Here is a 26012-nt window from a genome sequence, read left to right as displayed (position 1 = left end):
GTTCATTAACTATTTAATGGGGTTTTTTCTGATTTCATCAATTAATGTTCTAAAATCTGATGTTGATGGAAAGCTATTTATAGTACGTGTCGCTTTTTGACTATCAGGATTTTCAACCGCTAATAAATGTTCAAAACCATACTGCTGGGCTGACTCTAAAATATTAATACTGTCATCAACAAACAAGGTATTACCTAGGTCAAAGCCTTGTTTTCCCTGTAAACGTTCCCATAACAATTGTGATTCTTTCGTTACCCCAAAGTCATGCGTTGAATATAAAACATCAAAATACTTATCGAGTTGAGTCAACTCAATTTTAAGTAACAAACTATCTGGATGAGCATTTGTAACAAGAATAATCTCTCGACCACTTTCGCGTAACGCCACCATAAAATCATGCGCATCACAGCGTAAACTAATTAAGTGTTGTACTTCACGCTTCAATGCTTGAATGGGTAATTTTGTTTGTTCAGCCCAATAATCTAAACAGTACCAGTCAATTGTCCCCACCACTTTTTCATAATGGATTGCCAAGTTTTCTTTTGCTTGTTCAAGTGATATCTTTGCGCTTTCGCTGTAGCGTAAAGGTAAATGATGTAGCCAAAAATAATTGTCAAAATGTAAATCGAGGATAGTGCCATCCATATCTAAAAGGACAGTGGAAATTTTTGACCAATTAAGCATTTTATTTTTCCTTTGAGCTATTATTTATTAATTATATCTAAAGTTAACGTGCTATTCTAAGACTATATTATTAATATTTAACTCTTAGGTTTTAGACCCCATGAGCAATATTCTAACACTCCCCGAAATAACCCAGCGCAAGCAAGTTGCCAAAAGCCGCTTATTTGCAATTGAACAAATAGATCTCACCTTTAGTAATGGCGAAAAACGAGAATATGAACGTATGCAAGGGTATGGTCGTGGCGCCGTGTTGATTGTACCTATGCTTGATAATGAAACATTATTATTAGTACGTGAATATTGTGCGGGCACCCATACTTATGAACTTGGTTTTCCAAAAGGGCTTATCGATGAAGGCGAAATTCCCGAGCAGGCTGCTAACCGTGAATTAAAAGAAGAAGTTGGTTATGGAGCAAAGAAACTCACACATGTTCATCGAGTCGCAACCGCTCCGGCTTTTTTCGCAGCATCAATGGAAATATTTCTCGCTGAAAATTTATATGGTGAAAAATTACTGGGTGATGAGCCTGAAGAATTAGAGATCGTTGTTTGGAAAATTGCAGACTATCAAGCTTTGTTGGCGCAACCTGATTTTAATGAAGCAAGAAGCATTGCCGCTTTAATGCTAGTAAAAGATTTAGTGAATAAAACCTCAAAATAAAAATTAAGTGAATGTTAATGAATAATGAAACGTTACTCGCCATCGCGATAGAAAGTGCGAAAAAAGCAGGTATTGAAGTCGCTAAACATTATAAAACTGGCGATTATACGGCAGAAGTGAAAGACGATAACAGCCCTGTAACCAGTGCCGATTTTGCGGCTAACGATGTCTTAATGCAAGAGCTTTCACGCTTAGCACCCGGCATTCCTATTATTTCTGAAGAAGTGGGTGTATTGTCACTTTGCGAGCGAAAAAATTGGTCACGTTATTGGTTACTTGACCCCATTGATGGTACCGGTGAGTTTATTATGGGCAGCGGAGACTTCGCGGTGAATGTTGCGCTGGTGGAGAATGGTTGGCCGAGTATTGGTGTTATTCATGCGCCTGATCATCAATTAACCTATTATGGACAAAATAAACTGGGTGCTTTTAAAGAGAACAACCTTGGCAGCAAGCAAATTCATGTCGCCCAATACGATGGTAAGCGAAAAATTAAAGTCGCGATTAGTCGCCGCCAAGAGGTCAGTCTTATGGGGCAATACCTCAATAATAAAGACTTTACCTTTGAATATGTATCACTGGGCAGTTGTTCACTTAAAAACTGTTTAATTGCTGAGGGGGGGGCCGATTGCTATTTACGTATTGGCCCAACAGGTGAGTGGGATGCCGGTGCAAGTCATTGTATTATTGAACAAGCCGGTGGTTCAATAATTGATAGTGAGTTTTTACCGTTAACTTATAACCAACGAGAAGGTTTAATGAATCCTGATTTTATGACCTTAGGCGCGAGTAATATCCCTTGGCAACAAATTGTTAAACCTCACCGAGCAAAACGCTCTTAAATTTTATATTTTTTAAAAGGACCCACTATGCGTGTTTTATCTATTTTTATATTAAGTTTTTCTTTATTCATTGCCACTCCAGCTTACAGTGCTTGGCAACTTGATTCAAAAAACTCATCGTTAACCTTTGTTTCTATTAAAAAAGGCACTATTGCCGAAAATCACCACTTTAAAACATTTTCTGGTCTTATCAACGATAGTGGCTTAGCAAATATCACCATTGACTTGAGCAGTGTTGACACCAATATTGCTATACGAGATGCGCGGATGGCTGAGTTTCTATTTGAGACAGAAAGTTTTGCACAAGCGAGCTTTAGTGCTCAGCTCAGTACCACAGATATTGACGCGATCGCTATTGGTTCAAGCGAACAAATGTCACTGAAAGGGAGTCTTAATTTACATGGTCAAGAGCAAGAGCTTATGTTGAAGGTAATGGTGGCGAAGCTATCAGAAAAAAATATGATAGTAACAACCTTGCAACCTCTTATTATTAAAGCAGAAGACTTTGCTTTAGTGGCAGGTATAAATAAATTAAAGTCATTGGCAAGTTTACCAAGCATTGCTTATGCTGTACCCGTGAGTTTTGTGTTAACTTTTAGCCAATAGTCATGAGAAACGAACACAAGTGAGTGTTCGTTTCTGTTTACATATTACTGTGCAGCTTCTTGCTCATTCTCTTGTTGGTTAAACTGGTCAATGGGCAAAATATTTACCGTATCATGAAGTTCTGAATAAACTAAGAATGCACTACCATTAGCCAACTGTACTTTTACGTCTGCCACTTTTTTTGATAACGGCACATCGGCCTCACCGTACTCGGTTCCTTCTCGCAAAACAAATTCTCTAATAATACTGTTTAATGTATCTGGTTCTAGGTCTTTATAAGGGATAATCATAAGTAACTCTCTAAAAAATTTGGAACACGGTGTTCTAGCCAAAACTTAGGTCTTAGAGGGTTATTGCCATTAATAAACCCAACATGACCGCCATTTTTACTGACCTCAAAACATATGTTACTTGGAATACTGCTAATATCACGCGTATTTTCATCACATAAAAAGGGATCGTCATTTGAATGAATAATCAAACAGGGCTGATTGATTTTATCCAAAATAAAGCGTCCACTGGCTTGATGATAATAATCTTCAGCGCTATCAAACCCATTAATAGGCGCCGTAACCTGTTGATCAAATTGCCAAATGGTTTTAATTTTGTCTAATTTCTGTGACAGTTTTTGTGATAACGGATCCGAAAGGAGATTACGCGCCATTTTATCTTTAATACTGTCTTTAAGCATGCCAACTAAGTATTTTTGGTAGATTCTTGAAAAACCTTGGTTGATCCGCTTACTGCAGCTGGCTAAATGTAATGGTGCACAAATTATTGCCGCCGCTTGATAAGGGTTATTGGGTTCTTTTGCTAAATAACGCGCCAATACATTTCCACCAAGAGAAAAACCAATAATTGTCATCGGTAGCTGCGGATATTTTTGTTTTAAAAATTGTGTCAAATAGCTAATATCATCTGTATCACCACTGTGATATGAACGGGCTTTTCTATTAACTCGTCCACTACAGCCTCTAAAATGCATAAGTACGCCTAGCCATTTCTTCTCTTTTATAGCCGACAACATACCTTTGGCATAGTGGCTGTTAACCGAGCCTTCTAAGCCATGTAGAACGACAACTAAAGGACGAGTTTCATCTTGTTCAGGTTTATCGGTCCATGCTAAATCAATAAAATCTCCATCAGGTAACTCTAGCGTTTCATTGCAAGTTTCTAGATGTTTTTTAGATCTTAGAAATTTGGCAAGAATAGTTTGGCAATGAGCATTGTGCAGCCACCAAGCGGGAATGAATTGACTTTGAGTAAACATTTTAAAGTAATAGAGGTCTGTGCTGATTTTTGGATAATATGATTGTAAGTGAATTGAAAATAAATAGATATTGTCAGCCCAAAATAAAGCTCAGCTTGTTAAGCTTGATCATAAATTGTGCATGCTAGACTCTTTGATTAATGCGCATACCTTTGCGAGACTCCTCATCCTTTTTATTAAGCACGGCGGCTGGTAAAATAACATTTAAGCGTTCGTTCTCACAAGTTACTGACGCGTAATGAGTATCTTGAATACGAGAGCGACATTCGCTCACGTCAACCCGTATGGCTTTATAAGTATAACCTGGCTACTAAAAGCATTACTTTTTGCCCGAGTGTGCTTGCTGATTCATTAACATGGATAGGCGCGTCTTCTAGTGCTGTTGGGTTGTCATTCGATCTCTGACATCTAGGCTTGAAATAAAACTAGGATCACCAAGTACTTCTTCTGCTACAGCATTTATTTGTTCGGTTAGTTGGTCTAGCTCATCGTGAATAGTGCTTGGATCGCTAAGCGGTCTCACCGATTGAATGGATAAAACCTTGGCTTTTTGCATACTCTCATTTCCCCGAAGATAGCTTCTCATCTGTTTCTTCACACCCTTTAGTTTTACGTTCAATATAGTTAAGCAAAGAGGATGGTGGATTAATGGATAAATTCAGAGGCACACCTCAACATTTAACTTGAATTGTGCGAGTAATACATCATCATTAATTGAAATAAGTTACTTCGTATAACCAATACCACCCTTTTGAACGATTTTTGTACATAAAGTATTATGAATAAATGGGTTTTGACAATAGCGAATGCTAATCAGTTATTTTCATGAATATTTTTAAGAAAATAGTAGATGTAAAATGCACAAATACCTAAAACAATGACTAAACCAGCAAAAGAATAAAGCACAACAGGATCATTAATAATCATATCGAAAAAGTTCATAACAGACTCCATAAAAATAAATGAGTTACAACAAAAATGGCTATAACTTAATGTCATAGCCATTATAAATCGGTACTCACTTTATGGTTGTGATATAGATCAAAGATTCTTTAATTTAATGGTTGCTCCTTCAACATTTTATAAAAGGATATGTAATTTTATTTCTTAGCTTTCAATTCTTCTTGTTCAATAAATTGTTGATAGAGTCTGTTGGCTTTTTCTCTTGCTTCACTCATTTGTACACTACTGAGTTTTAATTCGTCCATATCTCTACTTTTTTCTGCATCTTTATAACCATTACTTGCCGCAATAATATTCCATACATAAGACATTTCTACGCTTTTTTCTACGCCTAATCCTTCAAAATGCATAAGTGCCAAATTAAATTGCGCTAAAGCGTAATTTTGCTTTGCTGCTGTTGTATACCAACGGGCCGCCTGCTTATAGTCTTTATAAGTACCTAAACCGTTAAAATACATCACACCTAGATTAAATTGCGCGCCAACTAAGTCTTTTATCGCTGCTCTTTCCATAAGTGTAAACGCTTTTTTTAAATCTTTTTTAACAACCACACCTTCAGAATACATAAGTGACAAGTTAAATAGGGCCTCAGAGTAGCCTTGTGCAGCAGAAAGAGACAGCAACTCGAATGCTCTGTTAGGATCTTTTTTCACCCCATAGCCATTTAAATAAATCATAGCCATTTGGTATTGTGCAGGAGAGTACTTTTGGGCAACCAGCGGCTCAAACTCTTCAATAGCGGCTTTAAAAGCGCCACGGTTTAATTCATAAATACCTTTATCAAGATCACCTTGAAAGGCAAAGCTTGAAAAACTGCTAAGCAATGCTAGATAAAAAAGGGCGAATGCTGTTTTTTTCATAAGGTTCTCATTATTTTAAGGTTATTGATATTAAGTGTAGCAAGTAATGTAAAATTTATGATTAAATTTTACATTGAAACTTGTAACATAACTTCTTCAATTTGTTCTTCTAATTCAAGCCAATACATTTCATTGTCTTCAATGTTTGCTTTGAGACTCGCTTGTTGCTTAATGAGTGTCGCTAAGCGTGATTTATGCTCACTTTGATATATATCACTTTCGGCTAAAATCGCTTCCACCTCAGCTAATTCGGTATGCAATAGCTGTACTTTTTTCTCGTACTTATCTGCTTGCTTACGCAATGGTGATGCTTTTTTGCGTAATTCAGCCTGTTCTTTTCGTAATTGTTTCTTATCAACAATTTCAGCAGATTTTGCTGGCTTGGTATTTTTGAGTGTTTGCTTTTTATCGTCGTTTAACCATTGTTGATAATCGTCAATATCTCCTAAAAACTCATTAACTTGCCCATTAGCCACCAAGAAAAATTCGTCAACACATGATTCTAATAAAAAGCGATCATGGGCGATCAAAATAATAGCCCCTTCGAAATCTTGTAAAGCGAAGACCAAGGCTTGACGCATTTCTAAATCAAGATGGTTAGTGGGTTCATCGAGTAATAATAATTGTGGTTTCTCATTAACAATTAATGCCAATACCAAGCGTGCTTTTTCTCCACCAGACATGGTTTCTACCGGTGATAATGCTTGGTCGCCAGTAAAACCAAAGCTACCTAAAAAACTCCGAGCTTGTAACTCTGTGGTTTCAGGTCTCGCACGGACAATATGTTCAATAGCACTGCTTGGCATATGTAATTGTTCAAGTTGATGCTGAGAAAAGTAACCTATGGTTAAATCTTGAGCACAATAGCGTTCGCCATTAATTAACGCTATATCACCAGCTAACGACTTTATCAGTGTCGATTTACCTGCGCCATTTCTCCCTAGAAGACCTATTCGACTTCCGGGCACAAGTGTTAAACCGACATCTCGTAAAATAATGGCTTCTTGGCTATAGCCACAGGTCGTCTCTTTTAAGGCCAATAACGGATACGGCAGTGTCTCGGGTGTTTTGAAACTAAAGGTAAATTGACTGTCGATATGTGCTGGCGCTAAGTCGGGTAATTTTTGTAGACGTTTTAAACGACTTTGTGCTTGTTTGGCTTTACTGGCTTTTGCTCTAAAACGATCAACAAATGAGGTTAAATGGGCAACTTCTTTTTGCTGCTTCTGAAATTGTGCATCTTGTTGGGCTAAATGTTCAGCGCGTTGGCGTTCAAAGGCGGTATAATTTCCAGAATATAACTTTGCCTCTTGGTGCTCTATATGCAAAATTTGTCCGATAACATCGTCAAGAAAATCGCGGTCATGTGAAATCAGCACTAAAGTACCTGTGAAGCGTTTTAGCCAACGTTGTAACCAAATTACCGCATCTAAATCTAGATGGTTGGTGGGCTCATCGAGTAATAAAAGATCTGCTCGGCTAATAAGAGCCTGAGCTAAGTTAAGGCGCATTCGCCACCCACCCGAAAAAGCTTTTACGGCATTACCGAGTTGTTCTTGTAAAAAACCTAACCCATGTAACAATTCGCTGGCACGTGCAGGCAAACTATAGCCATTAATGGCATCAATGTGGTTAATAATGAGGGCTTCTTGGTTACCGTCATCATTTAACCGTGCTTGTTCAAGTTTTTGTTCCAGCTGACGAAACTCTTTGTCACCGTCCATAACATAATCTAAAGCTGATTGTTCAAGCGCAGGTGTCTCTTGTTTTACCGTGGCGACATCCCAGCCTGAAGGCATGCTTACATCACCTCTGTCGGGTTGTAAATCACCTAATAGCGCAGCAAATAAAGACGATTTTCCACAGCCATTAGCGCCCACTAAGCCAACTTTGTGGTTAGGATGTATAGTAAAGCTTGATGCCTTTATAAGGTTTTTAGCGCCTCTATCTAAGCTTAAGTCGGTGGCTATGATCATGGTTTATAATTACTCATTTTAATTCAGAGTGCTATTGTCCTTTTCCTATCGATAAGATTCAAGGTAAAATAATGTTACTGGATTCTATTTGGATTGAAAAACATGAAAAAAAGATTTATTGCTGGCGCTATTTGCCCAAAATGTAATGCTATGGATACGATGGGTTTAACCAAAGAAAACAACATTGAAAAAGTCACCTGCGTGAGCTGTGGACACCAGATGTCACAACCAGAAGAACATGTCGTGAAACAAATTCGTCCAAAAGAGCAAGTGTTTGGTATTTTTAAGCAAGAGTAATGTGGGTGTTTTGACAACCTGAAATTATTCAGGATGTCATTTACACGAGTAGAAGTAGAACAACTACATTAATAATGAGGTGGTGGTGGCTCTACTTCTTGCGATTGGCTTTGGCCTGGAGTATTATCTTGCACTCGTCTAGCGATTAATTTTAGCTGAGATCTCAGCTCTGATAGTTCTAATTGATGGATAGCAAGCTCATTGTTTAATTGCTCAATAATATCGTCTTGAAAAGCATTACGAGATTGAAGCGCTTCCACACTTTCTCGTAATTCGATAATGTCTCTGGGGGTTTCTATTGTCATGATTTTGGGTTACCTAGCGCTACTTTCTTTGCCAAAGTTCAGCGTATCCAGATGAACTTTCAGTGATGATTTGGTTCTTTTCTTTAAAGGCGACACTATACACTACCGCACCCGCAGCACGAATACTTTCTTTTGGCGTTACTCGCCAGCTGTCTAGTCTTTCACCCGTCGCGATACTCCAAAGGTTAACCTTTCGAGTAGGAGCTCCGGTTAATAATTTAGTGCCATCGTCAGAAAATCGTACAGAGCTGAAAATCTCCTGGCGATTAAAGTACTGTAATTGGCTGATGCGTTTACCTGTTTTTAAATCCCAAATGTTCGATGATTTTTGACTGTCTGCGGTAAAAGCGAAGCGACCTTTGGGATCAATAGCCACCATAGTGACCCTACTTGGGTGGTTAAATCGATAAATAACCTGACCACTTTGTGTGTCCCATATATAAGCAACGTAATCATTACCGCCTGAAATAGCGATACGGCCATTGGGAAGCATGTCAACCGCATTAATTTTTTCTGTGTGACCTAAAAACTCTAAACGACGACCGTTACTCATCGTAATGTGAACAACGGTCCCGTTGCTTTTACCAAGGAGAATAAAATCACCATCATTAGACAAAGCAATATCACGAATTGTTGATTCGCGTACTTTCCAATAACCCTCAGATTCTCCTGTAGTTATATTCCACAAAGAAAAAGCTTCTCGGTTTGCAGTGAGCGCATGACTATTGTTGTTTGAAATGTCGGCTAACAGCACTAAGTTATCGCTACTGTTTTGCTGTTGTGACCAGCGGTATTTTAGTGCATTTTTTTCTATGTCCCATAAACTTAAACCATGATGAATAGAAGAAACAACACTATATTTAGCATCATTAGAAAGATTAGCCGCGTAGGAGCCTTCTGTAGCATGCTGCCAGCGTTGTATAGGTTTGTCGCCAGCAGGCTGACAAGCGCTATTAAGTAAGGAAAAGAGACAGACGAAAAGCAGTGTTAGCTTGTTATTACACTTGTTCACAATATTAATACTTTTTTCTTAGTTAATTTATCGTTAGTATAAGCCGCATTGTCTAACAATACATAATATTTAATCAATAGCTTAGGGGACTTCCTCCACCTGAGTACTAGGTTATGTTAACGGAGAAAAAATGAAATTATTTAAGCCAACTATGTTAGCTATTGCACTTGTGTCAGTGTTTGGCTGTCAAGAAAGTGTAGAACAAACAGCACCAGCGCCTGTTTTAGAAACTGAAATACAAAAGCAATCTTACAGTTTAGGTGCTTCAATTGGCATGTACATGCAAAAGAACCTTGATCAACATGAAAAATTAGGTGTTCCACTTGACCAAGCATTAATTACCCGCGGATTTACCGACAGTCTTGCTGGCAAGTCAATTATTGAAAAAGAAGAGATTCAAGCGTTATTAATGAGTCTTGATGAACAAATGAAAGCAAAACAACAAGAAGCAGCGACAGCTGAATCTGCTGCAGCAATTGAACAAGGCACCAAGTTTTTAGAAGAAAATGCTAAGAAAGACGGTGTAAAAATTACTGAATCAGGTATTCAATATGTTGTTGTAACTGAAAGTGAAGGTGAAAAACCTAGCGCCGCTGATACGGTAACTGTTCACTACACTGGCACTTTCATCGATGGTGAAAAGTTTGACAGTTCACACGACCGCGGCAAGCCGTCAGTATTCCCATTAAACCGTGTTATTAAAGGTTGGACGGAAGGCGTACAGTTAATGTCAGTTGGCTCAAAGTATATTTTTACTATTCCCTCTGATTTAGCCTACGGACCAGCTGGTAACCCACAAAATGGGATGCCAGGTAATTCAGTATTACAGTTTGAAATTGAATTATTAGACATTAAAAAGGCAGCTACACCAGAAGAAGCGATTAAATAGTCAGTAATAACGTTTCTGTCAAAAAAGCCAATTGTGTAAACAATTGGCTTTTTTATGTTCAGGATGAACGGTATAACGCGTTGCCATGGATGGGAAGGAGCGTATATGTTCAGGATGAACGGTATAACGCGTTGCCATGGATGGGAAGGAACGTATATGTTCAGGATGGTCATTCTCCGATATTCAAAGATATAATCTTATATTGCCAGTTGCTCGCCAACATACTCAGCGATAGCTAAACTGGAAGTTAGGCCGGGCGAATCAATACCAAATAAATTAACTAATCCCTTTAAACCATGTTCTTTTTCGCCTTGAATAATAAAATCTTTAAAACCATCAGAGGGACCCTGCAGTTTAGGGCGTATACCAGAATAAGCCGGTTGCAAGCGTGACTCATCTAAAGTTGGGTAGTAGCGTTGAATAGCGCTAACAAATTTAGCTTTTAAATGAGCCGATACTTGGTAGTCAATACTATCGATATACTGCGTGTCTGGGCCAAACTTTAATTGTCCGCCAATATCTAATGAGGCATGAATACCTAGACCATATGCTTGAGGTAGCGGATAAATCAGTTGCGTAAAAGGGCTTTTTCCTTGGTAGGAAAAATAGTGCCCTCGACAATAATAAAGTTTTGGAATATGTGTTTTTGCTAAAGCCTTAATGTTTTCGGCCACTTTGGTGCTGTGTAATCCCCCGGCATTAATCAAATAATGACAATGTAACTGCATGATCTCACCTTGGCTATTTAAGGTAACAATAAATCCATCACAACTTTTTTCTGCGTTAATAAACTGGGTTTGTCCAACAAACTGGCCTTTATTGTGTTCAATGTCTGCCAGTAATGCTTGCATATAGCAATGAACATCAATAATACCTGTTGAGGGGGAAAGTAAAGCTGCAGTGGCATGCAACTGTGGATTAGACACTTTAAGCTCACTTTCCGTTAGCCAAGTAAGATCATTAACACCATTAAGTGCGGCTTGCTTTAACGTGTTTTTTAAGGATATTTCTTCGGCGCGGCCATGGGCAACGAGAAGTTTTCCTAAGCGTTGATGGGGAATATTGCGGTCTTTACAATATTGGTAAAGTTTTTCTTTGCCTTTTACGCAGAGTTTGGCTTTTAAACTGTGCTGAGGATAATAAATGCCAGCATGAATAACTTCACTATTACGGCTACTAGTTTCCTCGCCAAAATGGGGGTTTTTATCAATAATAAGGACATTATTTACATCGTTACTCAATTTAGCGCCAATGGCTAACCCGACAACCCCTGCACCAATAATTATCGCCGCTACTTTTTCCATAACTTCATCTATCACGTTAGCTTATTAAGAGTGTGGTCGTCTCTTATATAAAGATCAAGAAAAAGAATAGCTTAAAGCTATGACCAATAAACATTGTTAGTTTGAAAGTTTTTTTATTCCATTTTGGAATAAAAAAGCCTTTTCTATTCTTTTTATTATCGGCAAAGCCAGTCTATTATTATTTTATTAAATTTAAATGGGCGAATTGACCTTATGTTGCCAAACCAACAGAACTTACAGAAAACTATGCTAGATGCAAATCAACTTTCATCATTACAACACACTATTGGCAGTTACTCTGCGTTACAACTTGCGTGGGCAAGTGGTTATTTAGCGGCTAAATCTGAAGGTGCATCCGCAGGCGTTAGCCCATCAGCTGTTGCAGCCCCGGCGGCAACGCTAACGATTTTATTTGGTTCGCAAACAGGAAATGCTAAAGGTGTTGCTAAAGCGTTAGCCGCACAAGCACATGCGCAAGGTATGGTCGTTGACTTAAAAAGCATGAGCGACTTTAAGCCTAAGAGTATTAAGAATCTTACACACTTACTAATTGTTGCGAGTACAAATGGCGAAGGTGAAGCACCTGATGACGCCATTGCATTACATGAATTTTTAGCCTCGAAGAAAGCCCCTAAGCTCGACAACTTATACTATAGTGTTTTAGCTCTTGGCGACACCAGCTATGAGTTTTTCTGTCAAACAGGTAAAGATTTTGACGAATACTTAAGTAAGTTGGGTGCAAAGCAAATGTCGCCACGTGTAGATTGCGATGTTGATTATGACGCAGATGTAAAAGCATGGTCAGACAGTGTCGTTAATAAAGCGAAAGCATTGTTTGGTAGCGAAGTAGACACCAACAATGTCGTTGCTATGCCAACAGCAGGTGCAATGAGTGAATATACTAAACAAGCACCTTATGCTGCTGAATTAAGTTTAAGTCAGAAAATTACCGGCCGTGATTCAGCGAAAGATGTTCGCCATATTGAAATTGATTTAGCTGATTCAGGTATAACTTATCAAGCAGGCGATGCTTTAGGTGTTTGGTTTGAAAATGACGAAAGCTTAGTGGCAGAACTTATTTCAGTATTGAATTTGTCAGCAGATGAAAACATTGAAGTGGCGGGCGAAAGTTTATCGTTAGCCCAAGCGTTAACATCAAAACTAGAAATCACCCAAACAGCGGTTAATTTTATTAGTTTTTGGGCTGATAAATCAAAAGATAAAAACTTGCTTACCTTAAGCGAAGATAAAAATGCTGCTCGTGAATATGCGGGTAACCATCAAATTGTTGATGTAGTCAAAGCGGCTCCGGCTGAAGTTACCGCGCAAGATTTTGCTGATGCTCTGAGAAAAATCACCCCGCGTTTATATTCTATTGCTTCTAGTCAAGCGGAAGTCGAAGAAGAAGTGCATTTAACTGTAGGCTTAGTTGAATACAATGACAATGATCATTTAAGAACCGGGGGGGCTTCAAGCTTCTTAGGTAAACGTCTTGAAGAAGGCGGTATGGTTAAAGTTTTCATTGAACACAACGACAATTTTCGTTTACCTGAAAATGGCGATACTCCGGTAATAATGATTGGCCCAGGGACAGGTATTGCGCCTTTTAGAGCCTTCATGCAAGAACGTGAAGCGACGACAGCAAGTGGTGATAACTGGTTGTTTTTTGGTGACCAAACGTTCACACAAGACTTTTTATACCAAGTTGAATGGCAAGGTTATTTAAAATCAGGTTTGTTAACAAACCTTGATTTAGCTTTTTCTCGTGACCAAGCAACAAAAATATATGTGCAAGATCGTTTACGTGCAAAAGCCAGCGAAGTTTTTGCTTGGTTAGAGCGTGGCGCACATTTATATATTTGTGGTGACATGAGCCGTATGGCAAAAGATGTTGAACTCGCTTTAGTCGATATTATTGCTGAGCATGGCAAATTAAGCATCGAACAAGCACAAGACTATTTAAAAGAATTACGCAACGCGAAGCGTTTCCAGAAGGATGTTTACTAATGACGACAACAAATAAAGATATCGTACTAACAGGTCCAGGCCCACTAATTGTTGAAGGTAAGCAAGCTGATAATGAACGTTTAAAAGCAGACAGTAATTTTTTACGTGGCACAATCGTTGATGACTTAAAAGATCAGACAACAGGTGGTTTTACTGCCGACAATTATCATATTATTAGAACTCATGGTATGTATCAGCAAGATGACCGTGATATTCGTGGTGAACGCACCAAGCAAAAGTTAGAACCATTACATAACGTTATGTTACGTGCTCGTATGCCTGGCGGTATTATCAAGCCAGAGCAGTGGTTAGCTATTGATAAATTTGCTCAAGAAAGTACCTCATATGGCAGTATACGTTTAACAACACGTCAAACGTTTCAGTTTCATGGCGTATTAAAGCCAAATATTAAATTAATGCATCAAACATTAAACAGTATTGGTATCGATTCAATTGCTACTGCTGGCGATGTTAACCGTAATGTTTTATGTACTTCTAATCCTATTGAGTCAGAACTTCATCAAGAAGCGTATGAATGGGCAATAAAAATTAGTGAGCATTTATTACCAAAAACTCGTGCTTATGCCGAAATTTGGTTAGACGGTGAAAAGCTTGAAGGCCCTGAAGGTAAAGAAACTGAAGAGCCTATTTTAGGCAGTAACTACTTACCACGTAAATTCAAAACAACGGTCGTTATTCCGCCACAAAATGACATTGACGTTCATGCCAATGACTTAAATTTCATCGCGATTGCTAAAAACGGCAAGTTAGTCGGTTTCAACGTACTCGTTGGCGGTGGTTTAGCAATGACCCATGGCGATAAGTCAACGTATCCTCGCAAAGCAGACGACTTTGGTTATGTGCCTTTAGCTCATACCTTAGCTGTTGCGACCGCGGTTGTTACAACACAACGCGATTGGGGTAACCGAGTAAACCGTAAAAATGCCAAAACTAAATACACGCTTGACCGAGTCGGTGTAGAGACCTTTAAATCGGAAGTTGAACAACGTGCTGGTATTACGTTTGAAACCTCACGTCCTTACGAGTTCACAGAACGTGGCGATCGTATCGGTTGGGTTGAAGGTTTTGATGGTAGACATCACTTAGCATTATTTATTGAGAACGGTCGCTTACTTGATAAACCAGGTAAACCCCTTAAATCAGGTGTTGCTGAAATCGCGAAAATTCATAAAGGTGATTTTCGTATGACAGCCAATCAGAACTTAATTGTGGCCGGAGTGGCAAGCGAAGACAAAGCAAAAATTGAAGCGATTGCTCGTGAATATGGCTTGATGAATGACACTGTTTCAAAGCAACGTAAAGACTCTATGGCTTGTGTATCATTTCCAACCTGTCCATTAGCGATGGCAGAAGCCGAGCGATATTTACCCGGTTTTGTCACCGATGTTGAGGGGATTTTAGCGAAACACAAGATGAGTGATGAAAGTATTATTTTACGGGTTACGGGTTGTCCAAATGGCTGTGGCCGTGCAATGTTGGCCGAAATTGGCTTAGTCGGTAAAGGTCCGGGTAAATACAATATGCATTTAGGTGGAAACTTAGCCGGAACGCGTGTACCAAAAATGTATAAAGAAAACTTAAGCGAACAAGATATTCTTGATGAAATGGATGCGCTAGTGGGGCGTTGGTCTTCAGAGCGCACGGATAGAGAAGCGTTTGGCGACTTTACTATCCGCACCGGTATTATCGCAGAAGTGAAAAACAGCAAGCGAGATTTTCATGACTAAAGTTATAAGCAGCAGTACGAATGTTACAGAGATAAAGGCGTCGATTAATAACCGTTTCCCCGCTTCTTTGCCTAAGCCATGGTTAAATCAATGGAATGAGTTGTTAGAAAAGCAAACCGCCACCGAGCGTGTTGAGTGGTCGATGGAAAATTTACCGTCGCAGTTTGTTTTGTCATCAAGTTTTGGTATTCAATCGGCGGTTATGTTGCATATGTTGACGCAAGTTGACGCAAATATCCCAGTACTTATTACTGATACCGGACACTTATTCCCTGAAACCTATCAGTTTATTGAAAAGCTCAACGAACGTTTGAACTTGAACTTACAAGTGTATAGTGCAGCTGAAAGTGCGGCATGGCAACAAGCAAAATATGGCGAAGAATGGGCGAAAGATGAGGCATCTTTAAAAGCCTATAATCGCCGTAATAAAGTTGAACCCCTCGAGCGTGGTTTAGATGAACTGCATGCGGCAACATGGTTTTCTGGTGTTAGGCGTCAGCAATCAGAGCATCGTCAAGGTTTGCCTGTTGTCAGTATTTTACGCGGTCGCTTTAAAGTTCATCCAATTATTGATTGGAGTAATAAAGATGTACATGAGTACCTAACGAAGCATAATTTGCCTTATCATCCATTATGGGACAAAGGTTATGTATCCGTTGGCGACACGCACAGTACACGACCGTTAACGTTAGGTATGACTGAAAGTGATACCCGTTTTTCTGGCATGGCGAGAGAATGTGGCCTACATACTGACGGTGACGGTATTTAAAGTAAGTCTTACTAAAGATTTAATCTTAAGGACAAACATCTTGGATGCTTGTCCTTTTTATGTTTAATACTGTTAACGTCATATTCAATTGGCCTATATAAATGTAGGCACTGATTTTTTATGGAACAGAAAATTGTCTTTCAATAAGAGGGAATTTGGGGGCTGGTACCCGCAAACATCAACCTTCAACAACCGAAAAACTCTCACTTATTGCACTTTTCAAATGCTGTAAATAAGCATCATCAACATTATCGCTGATCAGACGTGCCAGCTCGCTACCAACCGGGGTAAATTTATAAAACTTCAGTACACAGGAAGACTTTTTTGCCGTAAGTGTTAATGGCCTACCGTTAAAATTAAAAGTAAACGCTTCTGACTTATCCATGGGGTTAGACTCTGTTTCTTGTATAAAAACGAGGTGATTATCAGCCAAAATGAGTAAGTCAGCGTAGCTTAATGAAAACTGACTAAAGGGTATGTTTTGCTCTCTGTTTTTACTAAAAAAGTTGAACAAGCTTGGTGTCTGATAGGCTCCTGAGATAATACGAATATTTCTTTTCGCTGGCTCTGTCACTGCCAAACTGCAAGCCTTTGCTAACAATTTAGCCTCGGTAATACTCATCGCACGAAAAATTTTAAGCGTTTTAGTTGAGAACGAACCGGGTTGTGATATTTCACCCGCGAGGATTTTGGCCCACAAGTTTTGCATTGTCGTATTACTAACATCTTCAGCGAGTTCAGTGAAGGTACTAAACCAATCCGCGTCTGCTTTATTTGCGAACTCTGTCGCAGAACAGTAATTGATTGACCTTTTAATAATTGCTTCAAGATTTTCTTGCTTTCGTAATGCAGAAATTCGTGCTCTTTTTTGAGTTCTTTCTTCCAAGGGCATTTGTTTTTCTAGTGAAGCTAACCCGCCATCAAGTACGAAGTTCTTAGCTAATGCTAAAAGCTGCATTTGCGAGGAAACCCCTGCATTTTTTTTATTGCCACCATTTTTACTGGTAGATGTTGTTTTTATGACTTCGTTGTTAACAGGCTTGTCAGTAATAACAAGGGGTACAGTTGAGGGTTCGTTTATGTCTTTCATAAAAAATTACCGTAACTAATATATTATTTTTATTACTATTTTTTCTAAGCATACGCTGGAAAATTAAAATCAGCAATCTTCTCTTTATTAATCTAAACTTAACATAAAATAAGGAAGCAATTGAAATTATGAATATAATTGTAATTCTAGGTTGAATATTATTTAACTGACTCTTATTATGTAGTTTATTGGGAATATAGTTCATAATAAATTTGATGTTAAAAAAATCTTAATCAGTTATGTTTCACTGGTTAATTGAGGGCGATATGCAGGCTTCTGAAAATAATAATGACGACTTTTTATTTATTGATGATAGTGATGAAGATGAAATTCTAAATGATGGTAGTGCTGAAACGTGGAAAGTATTGATTGTTGATGATGATCCCGAAATTCACTCTGTTACTCAGTTAGCACTCTCCGATTTAGTTGTCTTAGGTAAAAATATAGAGTATATCCACGCTTATTCTGGACGCGATGCATGCCTGCTTATTGAAGAGCACGAGGATATCGTTTTGGTATTACTCGACGTTGTCATGGAAACTGATGATGCTGGCTTGAATGTTGTTAAACATATTCGCGAAACGCTCTGCCGCCAAGATATACGTATCGTACTTAGAACGGGTCAGCCAGGTTACGCACCAGAAGAGAGTGTCATCAAAGATTATGATATCAACGACTATAAAACTAAAACAGAATTAACTCGCCGTAAATTAGTCACAACAGTATATGCTGCTATTCGTTCATACCAACAAATTCACTCAGTAAACCAAAACCGCCTTGGTTTAGAAAAAATTATTAGTGCCACTGCAGACCTGCTTGAACTCCATAGTATTCATGAATATGCAGAAGGTGTATTGTCGCAATTAATTAAGTTGAGTAAGAGCCATTGCAGTGTTTTTTGTGCCCGTGGGCAAGGTATAATAGAAGGCTCTGACGATTTAAGCTTACATGTTTTAGGTCAAATGGGGCATAGCACCGAATTAATAAATCAAAAAATATCTTGCTTCGATAGCAACGTATTACAAGACCGCATTAGCCGTTGTTTTACCCAAAAGCAACATGGTTATAATCATGACCATGCGGCATTGTATTTAGCGAGTGGTGGATACCGTGCTGTTATTTATCTTGAGCTTGAGCAAGAATTAACAGAAATTCAAATACAATTAATTGAAGTGTTTTTAGCCAATGTAGCGATCGGCTATGAAAATGTTCATTTATTTCAAAAGTTGAGAAATGCCGCATATCGTGACTGGCTTACTGAATTACCGAATCGTTTAGAGTTTGTTAATTTACTTGACCGCTTTATTCAATCAGAAGAGACAGATCTTGTTGCTGCCTTAATTGATATTAATCACTTTAGTGATATCAATGATGGTTTGGGACAAGATTTAGGTAATAAACTTCTCCTTGCGGTAACAGAAAGAATGAAAGAGTTAGGCAACGGTTGTCAAATTGCTCGTATGGGTGCTGACGTGTTTGGTGTTATTGGCCCTGCTGATAGCGTAAATCCTGATAGGTTAATGTCATTATTTTATCGTTCATTTACCGCGGGTGAACAGCGTTTACCGGTTACGGCATGTTTTGGCTTATGTTCAAAAAGTAGTGCAGGGGAACAAGGGGTAAAAGTGCTTAATCAAATAAACATCGCATTGAATTTAGCTAAAAAAAGCGACAATGTGAATTTTGTTTATTATAAAAAAGAAATGGAAGATGAAACCCTATGGCGTTTAGGTATGATCAGGCAATTACGTACTGATTTTGCTGATAATCGTTTGGAACTTTGGTATCAACCTCAACTGAGTTTAATAGCACGCAAGGTTATTGGCGCTGAAGCATTACTGCGCTGGCGCACCGCTGAAGGTAAATTTATTTCACCTGCCGTGTTTATTCCTCTTGCAGAATACTCAGGTTTAATCGTTGAGATTGGTGACTGGGTTATTAACCAAGCATGTAAACAAATTAAAGTATTAGAGCAGCAGAAATTTGACCATGTAGGTATTTCAGTGAATGTTTCTATTCCTCAATTTAAACGTGATAACTTTGTTGACAGTGTTATTCAAGCAACGATTAGACATGATGTTAAACCGAGTAAGCTTGAATTAGAAATAACCGAAAATATTTTAATGGACGAGCCTCAAGTTGTTATTGACGCATTAGTTAAATTAAAAGCAGAAGGTATTAGTATCGCTCTTGATGATTTCGGTACAGGGTATTCTTCAATGAGTTACTTACAAAAACTACCACTTGACCGTTTAAAAGTGGATCGATCATTTATTACTGATATTGCACAGCCAGGACAATCATTAATTGCTGACACCATTATAAACTTAGGTAAGCAAATGAACTTAAAAGTTATTGCTGAAGGTATTGAAGAAGAAGCACAACAAGCCCATTTAATTGCTCAAGGGTGTGACGAAGTACAAGGTTTCTTTTACGCTAAACCCATGCCTGCTGATGAATTTTTAACGTTTTTACGTAATAATAATTAACGTTAACTAATCTTTTGTTTCATTAAAAGAAAGCCAAGATATATTATCCTGGCTTTCTATGTTTACTCCTTCAACTGTAATCGATACAGTAAAAACATATATATTTAAATGTCTATAACTCCGCTGCATAACATTTCCAAGCACCTTTCATATCAAGACATCGTACGTTAATTTCATGAACGCCAGGATACTGTGATGTAAGGTTTTGGTATGCTCCTCCATAAGCTTCACCATAAGTATCTCCCCAAATACTAGAGCCTGATACAGACTGATGTGTAGCTGCTAATGCAGTAAATGCTGTTGATGCAGTGATTGCTATCGCTAAAATTATAGTTTTGATTCTCATAAGTATCCTTATTAGATTATTAAAATGAGTATAGGTGTATATAAAAACATAAAAGACTGTCTAAAAAATAGCCGGTCAATCTTTGAGAATAGCCTAGTACTGCTTTTTATTTAACGTGATATATACATATAGTTAACTTGTTGTATCTATAACTTATCGTATTGAATGTTTAAAAAAGGTTAACCTACTCGATATTTTTCTAATATTTCATTGACATGTTTTCTAAAAGTTTTGGCTACTAAATTTTGTCTTTATTGAAATAAATTATTACAATTCAGACGTTTGTGATTAAATTTTAAAACGATATATTGTTGTATTAGATATTTTACCTTTATTTATTGGGTAAAAGTTATCGCATTAATAAGGATTAATTTTCATGGAGCGTAATAGTGATCAAGATTGATAACATCAGTCGAATTTATGGCGAAGGTGAAACACAAGTTATAGCACTGAATAATGTTTCATTAACCATTGAAAATAATGAATTCGTTGCGGTAATGGGAACCTCGGGTTCAGGTAAATCAACCTTAATGAGTATCTTGGGTTGCCTCGATACACCCACGTCAGGTGAATATTTATTGTCGGGAGAGTCGATAAAAAATATTGATGATGAAAGCTTGTCGCAAATACGTAATCGAAAAATAGGCTTTATTTTCCAAACCTTTCATTTATTACCCCGATTAACAGCACTTGATAATGTTATTTTACCTTTACGTTACAGTAATGCAGATCCCGAGGATGCAAAAAAACGCGGCATGGAAATGCTCGATAAAGTGGGCTTAACTTCAAGATGGCATCATAAACCTTTCGAAATGTCTGGTGGGCAACGCCAACGTGTTGCTATTGCCCGAGCTTTAGTCAATCGCCCTGAAGTCATTTTTGCTGATGAACCGACAGGTAACCTAGATTCAAAAACGTCTTATGAAATCATGGGTTTACTTTGTGAATTGCATGCTCAAGGACAAACTATTGTGATGGTAACTCATGAAGAAGATATTGCGGCATATGCTGACAGAATGATCCGTATGAAAGATGGTAACGTGATTGAGGACCGATTATGTATAAAAAACTAATAATATCAAGCATTACACTTTTTTATAGTTGCTGTACCTTAGCCTTAACGCAAATCCCTTTAATATTATCAGGTCAAATTAAAGCCAGTGACAATCAAACATTTTATTCTCCTAAAACAGATAGTTGGAATGTACAAGTGCAGTGGTTGTTGCCTGAGGGTGACATTGCCAAAAAAGGCGACTTAGTTGTTGTATTTGATAGTGGCTCAATCCAAAGTCAAATAGAACAAGAAAAAGTGAGTTTAATTGCTGCCAATGAAGAGTTATTTCGAATTACCAGTACGGCAGAACAATCACTTTTGGAAGCAACTTACGGGCAAAAAAGAACCGCGCTGCTTCTTGATAAAGCACGTATCGATGCCAGTATTTCTGTTGTGCATTTAAGTCAGTATGAATACCAAAAAAACCAACTTGAGCTCGAAAAAACGGTTGTCGCTAATGCGAAAGCCCTTGAAAATTTAAAGCAAGTCAACCTAGCTAATACGGTTGCAGTGACTAAGCAAAAAATTACCATCATAAAACATCAAGATAAGTTGCAATACAATGAATATAAACTCAAGCAAATGAGTGGTTATGCTGAGCGCACTGGTCCTGTTCTTTATGGTACTCATCCATGGTACGGAGAGAAAGTGTTTGTCGGTATGACAGCGCAACCTTCGTGGGAAATTGCCAAAATTCCTTCGGTGAATGGTTTGTACGTTGAAGCTTGGGTCCATGAGGTTGACTATAAAAATTTGCAATTAAAGTCAGTGGTAGATTTCAAACTTGACGCCTTTCCACAATATAACCTTGCTGCAACATTAACCGAAATATCTAGCCAACCCGAAGAACGTAAAGAATGGGGAAGCGATGTTTATTATCGCGCTGTTTTTTCTTTTACCGTTGACGAAGCCTTAACGTTGTTACCAGGCATGAGCGCTCAATTAGAGTTTACAGGAGTAGACCCAAGTGAATAAATATCTGCCCATTATATGGCTAGTATTGTTGTGTGCATGTGAAAAAGTACCCAGCGAAACAGTGAAGTTAGAAAAGGTAAGGCTTATTGTAACCGCCAGTGGTGAATTAGAGTCAAAGCAAACCGCAATGATAGCCCCTCCATCTGTTTCTGGTATGTGGCAGTATCAAATTAAAAAGCTTGCACAAGAGAATACGCGTATTAAAAAAGGTGAATTGATTGTTGCTTTTGACAGTAAAAAAGTCATGGATAGGTTGGTTGATAAACAAGCCGATTTAGCACGTGCTCAACAGGAATTAGAAAATAAGGAAATTAAGGCAACAGAGACAGAACAAGAGCTGATTCTCAGTATCGCTGAAAAGCAAATGGACTATGAAAAAGCAGAACGCAAGGCTGATATTATCGATTACAGTCGTTCTGATAACGATCGTAAAAAATCGATTATTGATTTCACTATTGCTGAAAATGATTTTTTTCTTGCAAAAGAAAGACTTAAATTTCATGAGAATAATAAGGCACTAAATTTAAAGTTAGCTAAAGGGAAGGTACATCGATTAAGGGCTGAAGTTGATGAGTTTAAAAGTGATATAGAACGTTTGAAAGTGAAAGCGCCTATTGACGGTATGGTTATTTATCGAGCAAACTTTCAAGGAGAAAAACCAGCGGTTGGCGAGAGTATTCAATTTGGTCAGCCGGTTGTTGAGCTTGCCGTTATTGAACAAATGCAATTAAAGGCACAAATTGCTGAACCTGATAGTGGCAAAATCAAGCTGAACCAACAAGTTAAAATCATGATTGATGGTACACAAGAAATTGTTCTACAGGGAGAAATTGTTGAATTAGGTCGTGTTTTTCGTGATAAGTCTTCTCAAGATAAACGCCGCGTGTTCGATGCAATCATTGCTTTTGAACAACCTGAAGACATTGTTATACGTCCTGGGATGACCGCACGTATAGAGGTGGTTACTGAAGTGATCGATAACGCGTTAACCTTGTCTTCTCAAGCGGTTAAGTTAGAGAATGGTCAAGGGAGTGTGTTAATTCCTGGTCTTTTATCTGATCATATTCAAAGGATTAAAATTGCCCATATTGTGGGAGATAAAGTGGTCATTAAAAGTGGCTTATCACAAGGAGATATAGTGACTTTATGAGATATTCACAACAAAAAATACTGAAAAAAACATTAATTGTCAGTTTACTGTTTATTGCAATAACAGGCTGTTCAGGCCAAGAAAGTGATCCTTTGTTATATGAGGTTACTCAGCAAGAATTTGTGGTTAATGTACCTGCAAAAGGAGAGTTGTTTGCAGCAAAAGCAACCGTTATAAGTGCACCGATAAGCAGGCAAGGACCGCAAAATATTTCTTGGCTAGCACCAGAGTTTTCACGTGTTAAAAAAGGAGATGTTATTGCACGCTTTGACGGCGAAGCCATGGAAATTCAAAGCAAAGATAGACGTAACGAATTATCAATCACTAAACAAGAAATCATTGAAAAAACAGGTATGCTCAACCAAGCACTTGACTCAATAAGTAAAGATATTGGTATGGTGGGGCAAGAGAAAAGTTTTGCTGAAAATTTCTCAATCAATGATGATCAAATACGTTCAAAATTAGAGATACTTGATTCATTACAAAACACCCAATACTTGGGATCAAAAGAAGAATATCTTTATTGGAAAAATGATAGTTTTAGCGCGAGTTCAGCAGGAGACATGGGCTTGTTAGAAATGAAGCAAGCGCAAAGCAAGAGTAAATTAAAGCAGTTGAGTGAAGGTTTAGCAAAGCTAGAAGTTAAAGCACCCCACGATGGGTTACTTGCTTATAAAGCCAATTGGCGTGGTGAAAAACCTCGCGAAGGGCAATCACTATGGCCAGGGCAAAAAATCGCTGAATTACCTGACATCAGTAACATGAAAGTGAAGCTATTCGTCTTAGAAAGTGAAGCAATAAACTTAGCGATAGATAAACCGGTAAGCATTACTTTAAACGCCTATACGGATAAACCCTTTAAAGGCACTGTTGAAACAGTTGCCCCTTTTCCTACGTCGATAAAGCGGGGCGATCCGCAAAAATATTTTGAAGTTATTGTTGTTTTAACAGAGCAAAACACTGAGCTATTTGTTCCTGGAAGAAAGTTAGAAGCCAATATTGAAATTATCGCCACCAGTAAGAAAATGGTTATTCCACTGCAGAGCGTATTTGTAGAAGCGAAACAATCTTTTGTTTATTTATATAAAAATGGCGATTACATCTCTACCCCCGTTACATTAGGGCAGTCAAGTTTAAGTCATGTTGAAATTTTATCAGGGCTTAAAGAAGGTCAGAAAATAGCATTAACCAATAAGGAGCATAGTTAATGAAATATTTAGCGATTTTTCTCGATACTTTTTCCGAGCTTGCCCAGCATAAGCTACGTACTTTATTAACGTTACTCGGTATGATATTCGGCGTTGGCGCAGTTATCGCGATGCTTAATATTGGTGAGGGAGCTGAAGCTGAAGCGATGAAAATGATCGACTCAATGGGACTGCATAACTTGATCATAGAAGGGAAGGTTTTTGAAGAGAAAGAGTTACAAGAACAACGTAAGCACTCCACAGGGCTAAGTATCAGAGATGGTGAAATCAGTGCGAGTTCATTACCCTTTGTTACGGCATTTAGTGCGCAAAAACTAATAGATACTTACAGTATATTTAGTGGAGAGGGTAAAAGTGATGGTGAAGCAACAGGAGTAAGTGCCAGCTTTTTTGCATTATCTAAATTCAATTTAGCACAGGGGCGTTTACTCAACGAAACTGACGATCAAAACTTTTCTCAGGTGGCACTGCTTGGTTCATCGACAGCAAAGCAGCTTTTTCCACAAGGTAATGCTATTGGCCAAAATATTAAAATCAATCACCTTTGGTTTAAAGTGGTCGGAGTATTACAAGCGCCTTTTTTAAAGAAGCAGGAGTTTCAGGGCATAAAACTCGGTGGCGACCAACGTCAGGTGTTTATTCCCTTAAAAACAGCGATACATAAATTTGCCAGTAAGAAACTTGCAAGTGAAGTCACTAGCATTAAACTCAAACTTGATGACAGTGTTGATCCTATTAGCGCCGCGAAAGCGGTGAGTCATTTACTTGACCGTCGCCATAATGAAGTCGATGATTATAACTTGGTTATTCCCGCCGCTTTATTAGCTCAGCAAAAACAGACACAACAAATATTTAATATTGTGATGTCTTGTGTTGCCGGTATCTCTTTATTAGTGGGGGGCATCGGTATTATGAATATTATGCTTGCTACCGTATTAGAACGAACCAAAGAAATTGGTTTGTTGCGAGCGGTTGGTGCCACGCAAAAAGATATTCGTTTACAGTTTATTGCCGAGAGTTTTACTATTTCAATTATGGGGGGCATCTTGGGGGTGTTTTTTGGGATCATGCTCTCAGAGCTTATCGCGCTTTATTCTGAATGGGCCGTATCATGGTCAACGAGTGCAATTATTTTGTCTTTTAGTATTTGTGCACTTGTAGGGTTAACCTTCGGTGTTTACCCTGCAATCAAAGCATCAAAACTTGACCCTATCGACGCCTTACAAAGTGACTAACGGCTTTCAAAAGCGTTTACATGTCTTGTAAACGCTTTTGAATACATTAATGTTATCTTTTTCACAGGAACGTTAACGCGGTAGGTTTGCACTGAGCAAATGGTCAAGTCTATTTCTTACTTCGTTAAATGGTCCATCACATCTTTAATGACTGCTTAGTCTATTGACCTGTCGACTCGATAAATGAGCTTTCGACTAAGCTGTTTTTTAGTGATTTAGCTAAAAAACGATAGATTAATACACCTAATTAAAACGCCCGTTTAAATAATTTG

26 protein-coding genes are annotated in these 26012 nt (G+C 38.2%); 14 read left to right on the top strand and 12 right to left on the bottom strand.

Annotated elements, in window-relative coordinates:
* Positions 1–9 precede the first annotated feature (9 nt).
* On the bottom strand, positions 10–684 hold the full coding sequence (gene yrfG / locus H4J52_RS12995; RefSeq protein ID WP_182177488.1) for a GMP/IMP nucleotidase: 675 nt from the start codon (positions 682–684) through the stop codon (positions 10–12).
* 100 nt (positions 685–784) lie between these two features.
* Between yrfG and nudE the strand changes: the two genes are divergently transcribed.
* The 3 genes from nudE to H4J52_RS12980 are packed head-to-tail and all read left to right on the top strand — an operon-like array spanning position 785 to position 2793.
* Positions 785–1345, top strand: a complete 561-nt coding sequence (gene nudE / locus H4J52_RS12990; RefSeq protein ID WP_182224884.1) for an ADP compounds hydrolase NudE — start codon at positions 785–787, stop codon at positions 1343–1345.
* Between the two features lie 17 nt (positions 1346–1362).
* Entirely contained in the window at positions 1363–2187 is an 825-nt protein-coding gene (cysQ, locus tag H4J52_RS12985) for a 3'(2'),5'-bisphosphate nucleotidase CysQ (RefSeq protein ID WP_182177485.1), read from the top strand.
* A gap of 27 nt (positions 2188–2214) precedes the next feature.
* Positions 2215–2793: a YceI family protein gene (locus H4J52_RS12980; RefSeq protein WP_182177483.1), complete on the top strand. Its 579-nt coding sequence runs from the start codon at positions 2215–2217 to the stop codon at positions 2791–2793.
* 44 nt (positions 2794–2837) lie between these two features.
* Here the strand turns inward: H4J52_RS12980 and H4J52_RS12975 are convergent, their stop codons facing one another.
* The 6 genes from H4J52_RS12975 to H4J52_RS12945 form a co-directional block, all read right to left on the bottom strand.
* Positions 2838–3083 (bottom strand): YheU family protein, encoded by a 246-nt coding sequence (locus tag H4J52_RS12975; protein WP_182177481.1) that lies wholly within the window; start codon positions 3081–3083, stop codon positions 2838–2840.
* Positions 3080–4063, bottom strand: a complete 984-nt coding sequence (locus tag H4J52_RS12970) for a hydrolase (RefSeq protein ID WP_182177479.1) — start codon at positions 4061–4063, stop codon at positions 3080–3082. The genes H4J52_RS12975 and H4J52_RS12970 overlap by 4 nt, the downstream gene beginning before the upstream one ends.
* 373 nt (positions 4064–4436) lie before the next feature.
* Positions 4437–4619 (bottom strand): hypothetical protein, encoded by a 183-nt coding sequence (locus H4J52_RS12960; RefSeq protein WP_182177477.1) that lies wholly within the window; start codon positions 4617–4619, stop codon positions 4437–4439.
* A gap of 257 nt (positions 4620–4876) precedes the next feature.
* On the bottom strand, positions 4877–5005 hold the full coding sequence (locus tag H4J52_RS12955) for a DUF3149 domain-containing protein (protein WP_182177475.1): 129 nt from the start codon (positions 5003–5005) through the stop codon (positions 4877–4879).
* 158 nt (positions 5006–5163) lie between these two features.
* A complete protein-coding gene (locus H4J52_RS12950; protein ID WP_182177473.1) occupies positions 5164–5886 on the bottom strand; it encodes a tetratricopeptide repeat protein in 723 nt (240 codons plus the stop codon).
* Positions 5887–5954: 68 nt separating this feature from the next.
* A complete protein-coding gene (locus tag H4J52_RS12945; RefSeq protein WP_182224880.1) occupies positions 5955–7862 on the bottom strand; it encodes an ATP-binding cassette domain-containing protein in 1908 nt (635 codons plus the stop codon).
* Between the two features lie 102 nt (positions 7863–7964).
* Here H4J52_RS12945 and H4J52_RS12940 point away from each other — a divergent pair, with 102 nt between their 5' ends.
* A complete protein-coding gene (locus tag H4J52_RS12940) occupies positions 7965–8159 on the top strand; it encodes a YheV family putative zinc ribbon protein (protein WP_182177470.1) in 195 nt (64 codons plus the stop codon).
* Positions 8160–8227: 68 nt separating this feature from the next.
* Here H4J52_RS12940 and H4J52_RS12935 read toward each other — a convergent pair whose 3' ends face one another.
* Positions 8228–8464 carry a SlyX family protein gene (locus H4J52_RS12935; RefSeq protein WP_182224878.1) on the bottom strand — a complete coding sequence of 79 codons (237 nt, stop codon included), beginning with the start codon at positions 8462–8464 and terminating at the stop codon, positions 8228–8230.
* Positions 8465–8483: 19 nt separating this feature from the next.
* Positions 8484–9476, bottom strand: a complete 993-nt coding sequence (locus H4J52_RS12930; RefSeq protein ID WP_310649985.1) for a hypothetical protein — start codon at positions 9474–9476, stop codon at positions 8484–8486.
* Positions 9477–9606: 130 nt separating this feature from the next.
* On the opposite strand from H4J52_RS12930, the gene H4J52_RS12925 reads away from it, so the two are divergent.
* Entirely contained in the window at positions 9607–10365 is a 759-nt protein-coding gene (locus tag H4J52_RS12925) for an FKBP-type peptidyl-prolyl cis-trans isomerase (RefSeq protein WP_182177466.1), read from the top strand.
* A gap of 197 nt (positions 10366–10562) precedes the next feature.
* On the opposite strand, the gene H4J52_RS12920 is transcribed toward H4J52_RS12925, so the two are convergent.
* On the bottom strand, positions 10563–11669 hold the full coding sequence (locus tag H4J52_RS12920) for an NAD(P)/FAD-dependent oxidoreductase (RefSeq protein ID WP_182177464.1): 1107 nt from the start codon (positions 11667–11669) through the stop codon (positions 10563–10565).
* Between the two features lie 213 nt (positions 11670–11882).
* Between H4J52_RS12920 and H4J52_RS12915 the strand changes: the two genes are divergently transcribed.
* From H4J52_RS12915 to H4J52_RS12905, 3 genes are read left to right on the top strand one after another with little or no spacing between them, the layout of a single operon-like run.
* A complete protein-coding gene (locus tag H4J52_RS12915; protein ID WP_182177462.1) occupies positions 11883–13676 on the top strand; it encodes an assimilatory sulfite reductase (NADPH) flavoprotein subunit in 1794 nt (597 codons plus the stop codon).
* The gene (gene cysI / locus H4J52_RS12910; protein WP_220459976.1) at positions 13676–15424 is read left to right on the top strand and encodes an assimilatory sulfite reductase (NADPH) hemoprotein subunit; all 1749 of its coding nucleotides are present in this window, start codon (positions 13676–13678) and stop codon (positions 15422–15424) included. Before H4J52_RS12915 ends, cysI begins: the two co-directional genes overlap by 1 nt.
* Positions 15417–16193: a phosphoadenylyl-sulfate reductase gene (locus H4J52_RS12905; RefSeq protein ID WP_182177460.1), complete on the top strand. Its 777-nt coding sequence runs from the start codon at positions 15417–15419 to the stop codon at positions 16191–16193. The genes cysI and H4J52_RS12905 overlap by 8 nt, the downstream gene beginning before the upstream one ends.
* Before the next feature lie 178 nt (positions 16194–16371).
* Here H4J52_RS12905 and H4J52_RS12900 read toward each other — a convergent pair whose 3' ends face one another.
* A complete protein-coding gene (locus H4J52_RS12900; RefSeq protein WP_182177458.1) occupies positions 16372–17283 on the bottom strand; it encodes a TIGR03899 family protein in 912 nt (303 codons plus the stop codon).
* A 266-nt stretch (positions 17284–17549) separates the two neighbouring features.
* Here H4J52_RS12900 and H4J52_RS12895 point away from each other — a divergent pair, with 266 nt between their 5' ends.
* The gene (locus tag H4J52_RS12895; RefSeq protein ID WP_182177456.1) at positions 17550–19772 is read left to right on the top strand and encodes an EAL domain-containing protein; all 2223 of its coding nucleotides are present in this window, start codon (positions 17550–17552) and stop codon (positions 19770–19772) included.
* Between the two features lie 112 nt (positions 19773–19884).
* Here H4J52_RS12895 and H4J52_RS12890 read toward each other — a convergent pair whose 3' ends face one another.
* Positions 19885–20118, bottom strand: a complete 234-nt coding sequence (locus H4J52_RS12890) for a hypothetical protein (RefSeq protein ID WP_182177454.1) — start codon at positions 20116–20118, stop codon at positions 19885–19887.
* Between the two features lie 389 nt (positions 20119–20507).
* Here H4J52_RS12890 and H4J52_RS12885 point away from each other — a divergent pair, with 389 nt between their 5' ends.
* From H4J52_RS12885 to H4J52_RS12865, 5 genes are read left to right on the top strand one after another with little or no spacing between them, the layout of a single operon-like run.
* Positions 20508–21191 (top strand): ABC transporter ATP-binding protein, encoded by a 684-nt coding sequence (locus H4J52_RS12885; RefSeq protein WP_182177452.1) that lies wholly within the window; start codon positions 20508–20510, stop codon positions 21189–21191.
* The gene (locus tag H4J52_RS12880) at positions 21176–22147 is read left to right on the top strand and encodes an HlyD family efflux transporter periplasmic adaptor subunit (protein WP_182224876.1); all 972 of its coding nucleotides are present in this window, start codon (positions 21176–21178) and stop codon (positions 22145–22147) included. The genes H4J52_RS12885 and H4J52_RS12880 overlap by 16 nt, the downstream gene beginning before the upstream one ends.
* A complete protein-coding gene (locus tag H4J52_RS12875) occupies positions 22140–23297 on the top strand; it encodes an HlyD family efflux transporter periplasmic adaptor subunit (RefSeq protein WP_182177448.1) in 1158 nt (385 codons plus the stop codon). Before H4J52_RS12880 ends, H4J52_RS12875 begins: the two co-directional genes overlap by 8 nt.
* On the top strand, positions 23294–24505 hold the full coding sequence (locus H4J52_RS12870; RefSeq protein WP_182177446.1) for an efflux RND transporter periplasmic adaptor subunit: 1212 nt from the start codon (positions 23294–23296) through the stop codon (positions 24503–24505). The genes H4J52_RS12875 and H4J52_RS12870 overlap by 4 nt, the downstream gene beginning before the upstream one ends.
* Positions 24505–25740 carry an ABC transporter permease gene (locus H4J52_RS12865; protein ID WP_182177444.1) on the top strand — a complete coding sequence of 412 codons (1236 nt, stop codon included), beginning with the start codon at positions 24505–24507 and terminating at the stop codon, positions 25738–25740. The genes H4J52_RS12870 and H4J52_RS12865 overlap by 1 nt, the downstream gene beginning before the upstream one ends.
* Positions 25741–26012 lie beyond the last annotated feature (272 nt).

This window comes from Colwellia sp. MB02u-14 (genome assembly GCF_014076915.1).
Lineage (GTDB): Bacteria > Pseudomonadota > Gammaproteobacteria > Enterobacterales > Alteromonadaceae > Colwellia_A.
This window is presented reverse-complemented; position numbering and strand designations above follow the sequence as displayed.

What these genes read in the sequence shown, in the direction of transcription:
- H4J52_RS12900 (WP_182177458.1), bottom strand. Translation starts at nt 17,283, where the DNA reads ATGAAAGACATAAACGAACCCTCAACTGTACCCCTTGTTATTACTGAC.
- H4J52_RS12960 (WP_182177477.1), bottom strand. Translation starts at nt 4,619, where the DNA reads ATGCAAAAAGCCAAGGTTTTATCCATTCAATCGGTGAGACCGCTTAGC.
- cysI (WP_220459976.1), top strand. Translation starts at nt 13,676, where the DNA reads ATGACGACAACAAATAAAGATATCGTACTAACAGGTCCAGGCCCACTA.
- H4J52_RS12955 (WP_182177475.1), bottom strand. Translation starts at nt 5,005, where the DNA reads ATGAACTTTTTCGATATGATTATTAATGATCCTGTTGTGCTTTATTCT.
- H4J52_RS12865 (WP_182177444.1), top strand. Translation starts at nt 24,505, where the DNA reads ATGAAATATTTAGCGATTTTTCTCGATACTTTTTCCGAGCTTGCCCAG.
- H4J52_RS12905 (WP_182177460.1), top strand. Translation starts at nt 15,417, where the DNA reads ATGACTAAAGTTATAAGCAGCAGTACGAATGTTACAGAGATAAAGGCG.
- H4J52_RS12895 (WP_182177456.1), top strand. Translation starts at nt 17,550, where the DNA reads ATGCAGGCTTCTGAAAATAATAATGACGACTTTTTATTTATTGATGAT.
- H4J52_RS12980 (WP_182177483.1), top strand. Translation starts at nt 2,215, where the DNA reads ATGCGTGTTTTATCTATTTTTATATTAAGTTTTTCTTTATTCATTGCC.
- H4J52_RS12925 (WP_182177466.1), top strand. Translation starts at nt 9,607, where the DNA reads ATGAAATTATTTAAGCCAACTATGTTAGCTATTGCACTTGTGTCAGTG.
- H4J52_RS12915 (WP_182177462.1), top strand. Translation starts at nt 11,883, where the DNA reads ATGTTGCCAAACCAACAGAACTTACAGAAAACTATGCTAGATGCAAAT.
- H4J52_RS12870 (WP_182177446.1), top strand. Translation starts at nt 23,294, where the DNA reads ATGAGATATTCACAACAAAAAATACTGAAAAAAACATTAATTGTCAGT.
- H4J52_RS12880 (WP_182224876.1), top strand. Translation starts at nt 21,176, where the DNA reads ATGTATAAAAAACTAATAATATCAAGCATTACACTTTTTTATAGTTGC.
- H4J52_RS12975 (WP_182177481.1), bottom strand. Translation starts at nt 3,083, where the DNA reads ATGATTATCCCTTATAAAGACCTAGAACCAGATACATTAAACAGTATT.
- H4J52_RS12940 (WP_182177470.1), top strand. Translation starts at nt 7,965, where the DNA reads ATGAAAAAAAGATTTATTGCTGGCGCTATTTGCCCAAAATGTAATGCT.
- nudE (WP_182224884.1), top strand. Translation starts at nt 785, where the DNA reads ATGAGCAATATTCTAACACTCCCCGAAATAACCCAGCGCAAGCAAGTT.
- H4J52_RS12950 (WP_182177473.1), bottom strand. Translation starts at nt 5,886, where the DNA reads ATGAAAAAAACAGCATTCGCCCTTTTTTATCTAGCATTGCTTAGCAGT.
- H4J52_RS12890 (WP_182177454.1), bottom strand. Translation starts at nt 20,118, where the DNA reads ATGAGAATCAAAACTATAATTTTAGCGATAGCAATCACTGCATCAACA.
- cysQ (WP_182177485.1), top strand. Translation starts at nt 1,363, where the DNA reads ATGAATAATGAAACGTTACTCGCCATCGCGATAGAAAGTGCGAAAAAA.
- yrfG (WP_182177488.1), bottom strand. Translation starts at nt 684, where the DNA reads ATGCTTAATTGGTCAAAAATTTCCACTGTCCTTTTAGATATGGATGGC.
- H4J52_RS12920 (WP_182177464.1), bottom strand. Translation starts at nt 11,669, where the DNA reads ATGGAAAAAGTAGCGGCGATAATTATTGGTGCAGGGGTTGTCGGGTTA.
- H4J52_RS12970 (WP_182177479.1), bottom strand. Translation starts at nt 4,063, where the DNA reads ATGTTTACTCAAAGTCAATTCATTCCCGCTTGGTGGCTGCACAATGCT.
- H4J52_RS12945 (WP_182224880.1), bottom strand. Translation starts at nt 7,862, where the DNA reads ATGATCATAGCCACCGACTTAAGCTTAGATAGAGGCGCTAAAAACCTT.
- H4J52_RS12935 (WP_182224878.1), bottom strand. Translation starts at nt 8,464, where the DNA reads ATGACAATAGAAACCCCCAGAGACATTATCGAATTACGAGAAAGTGTG.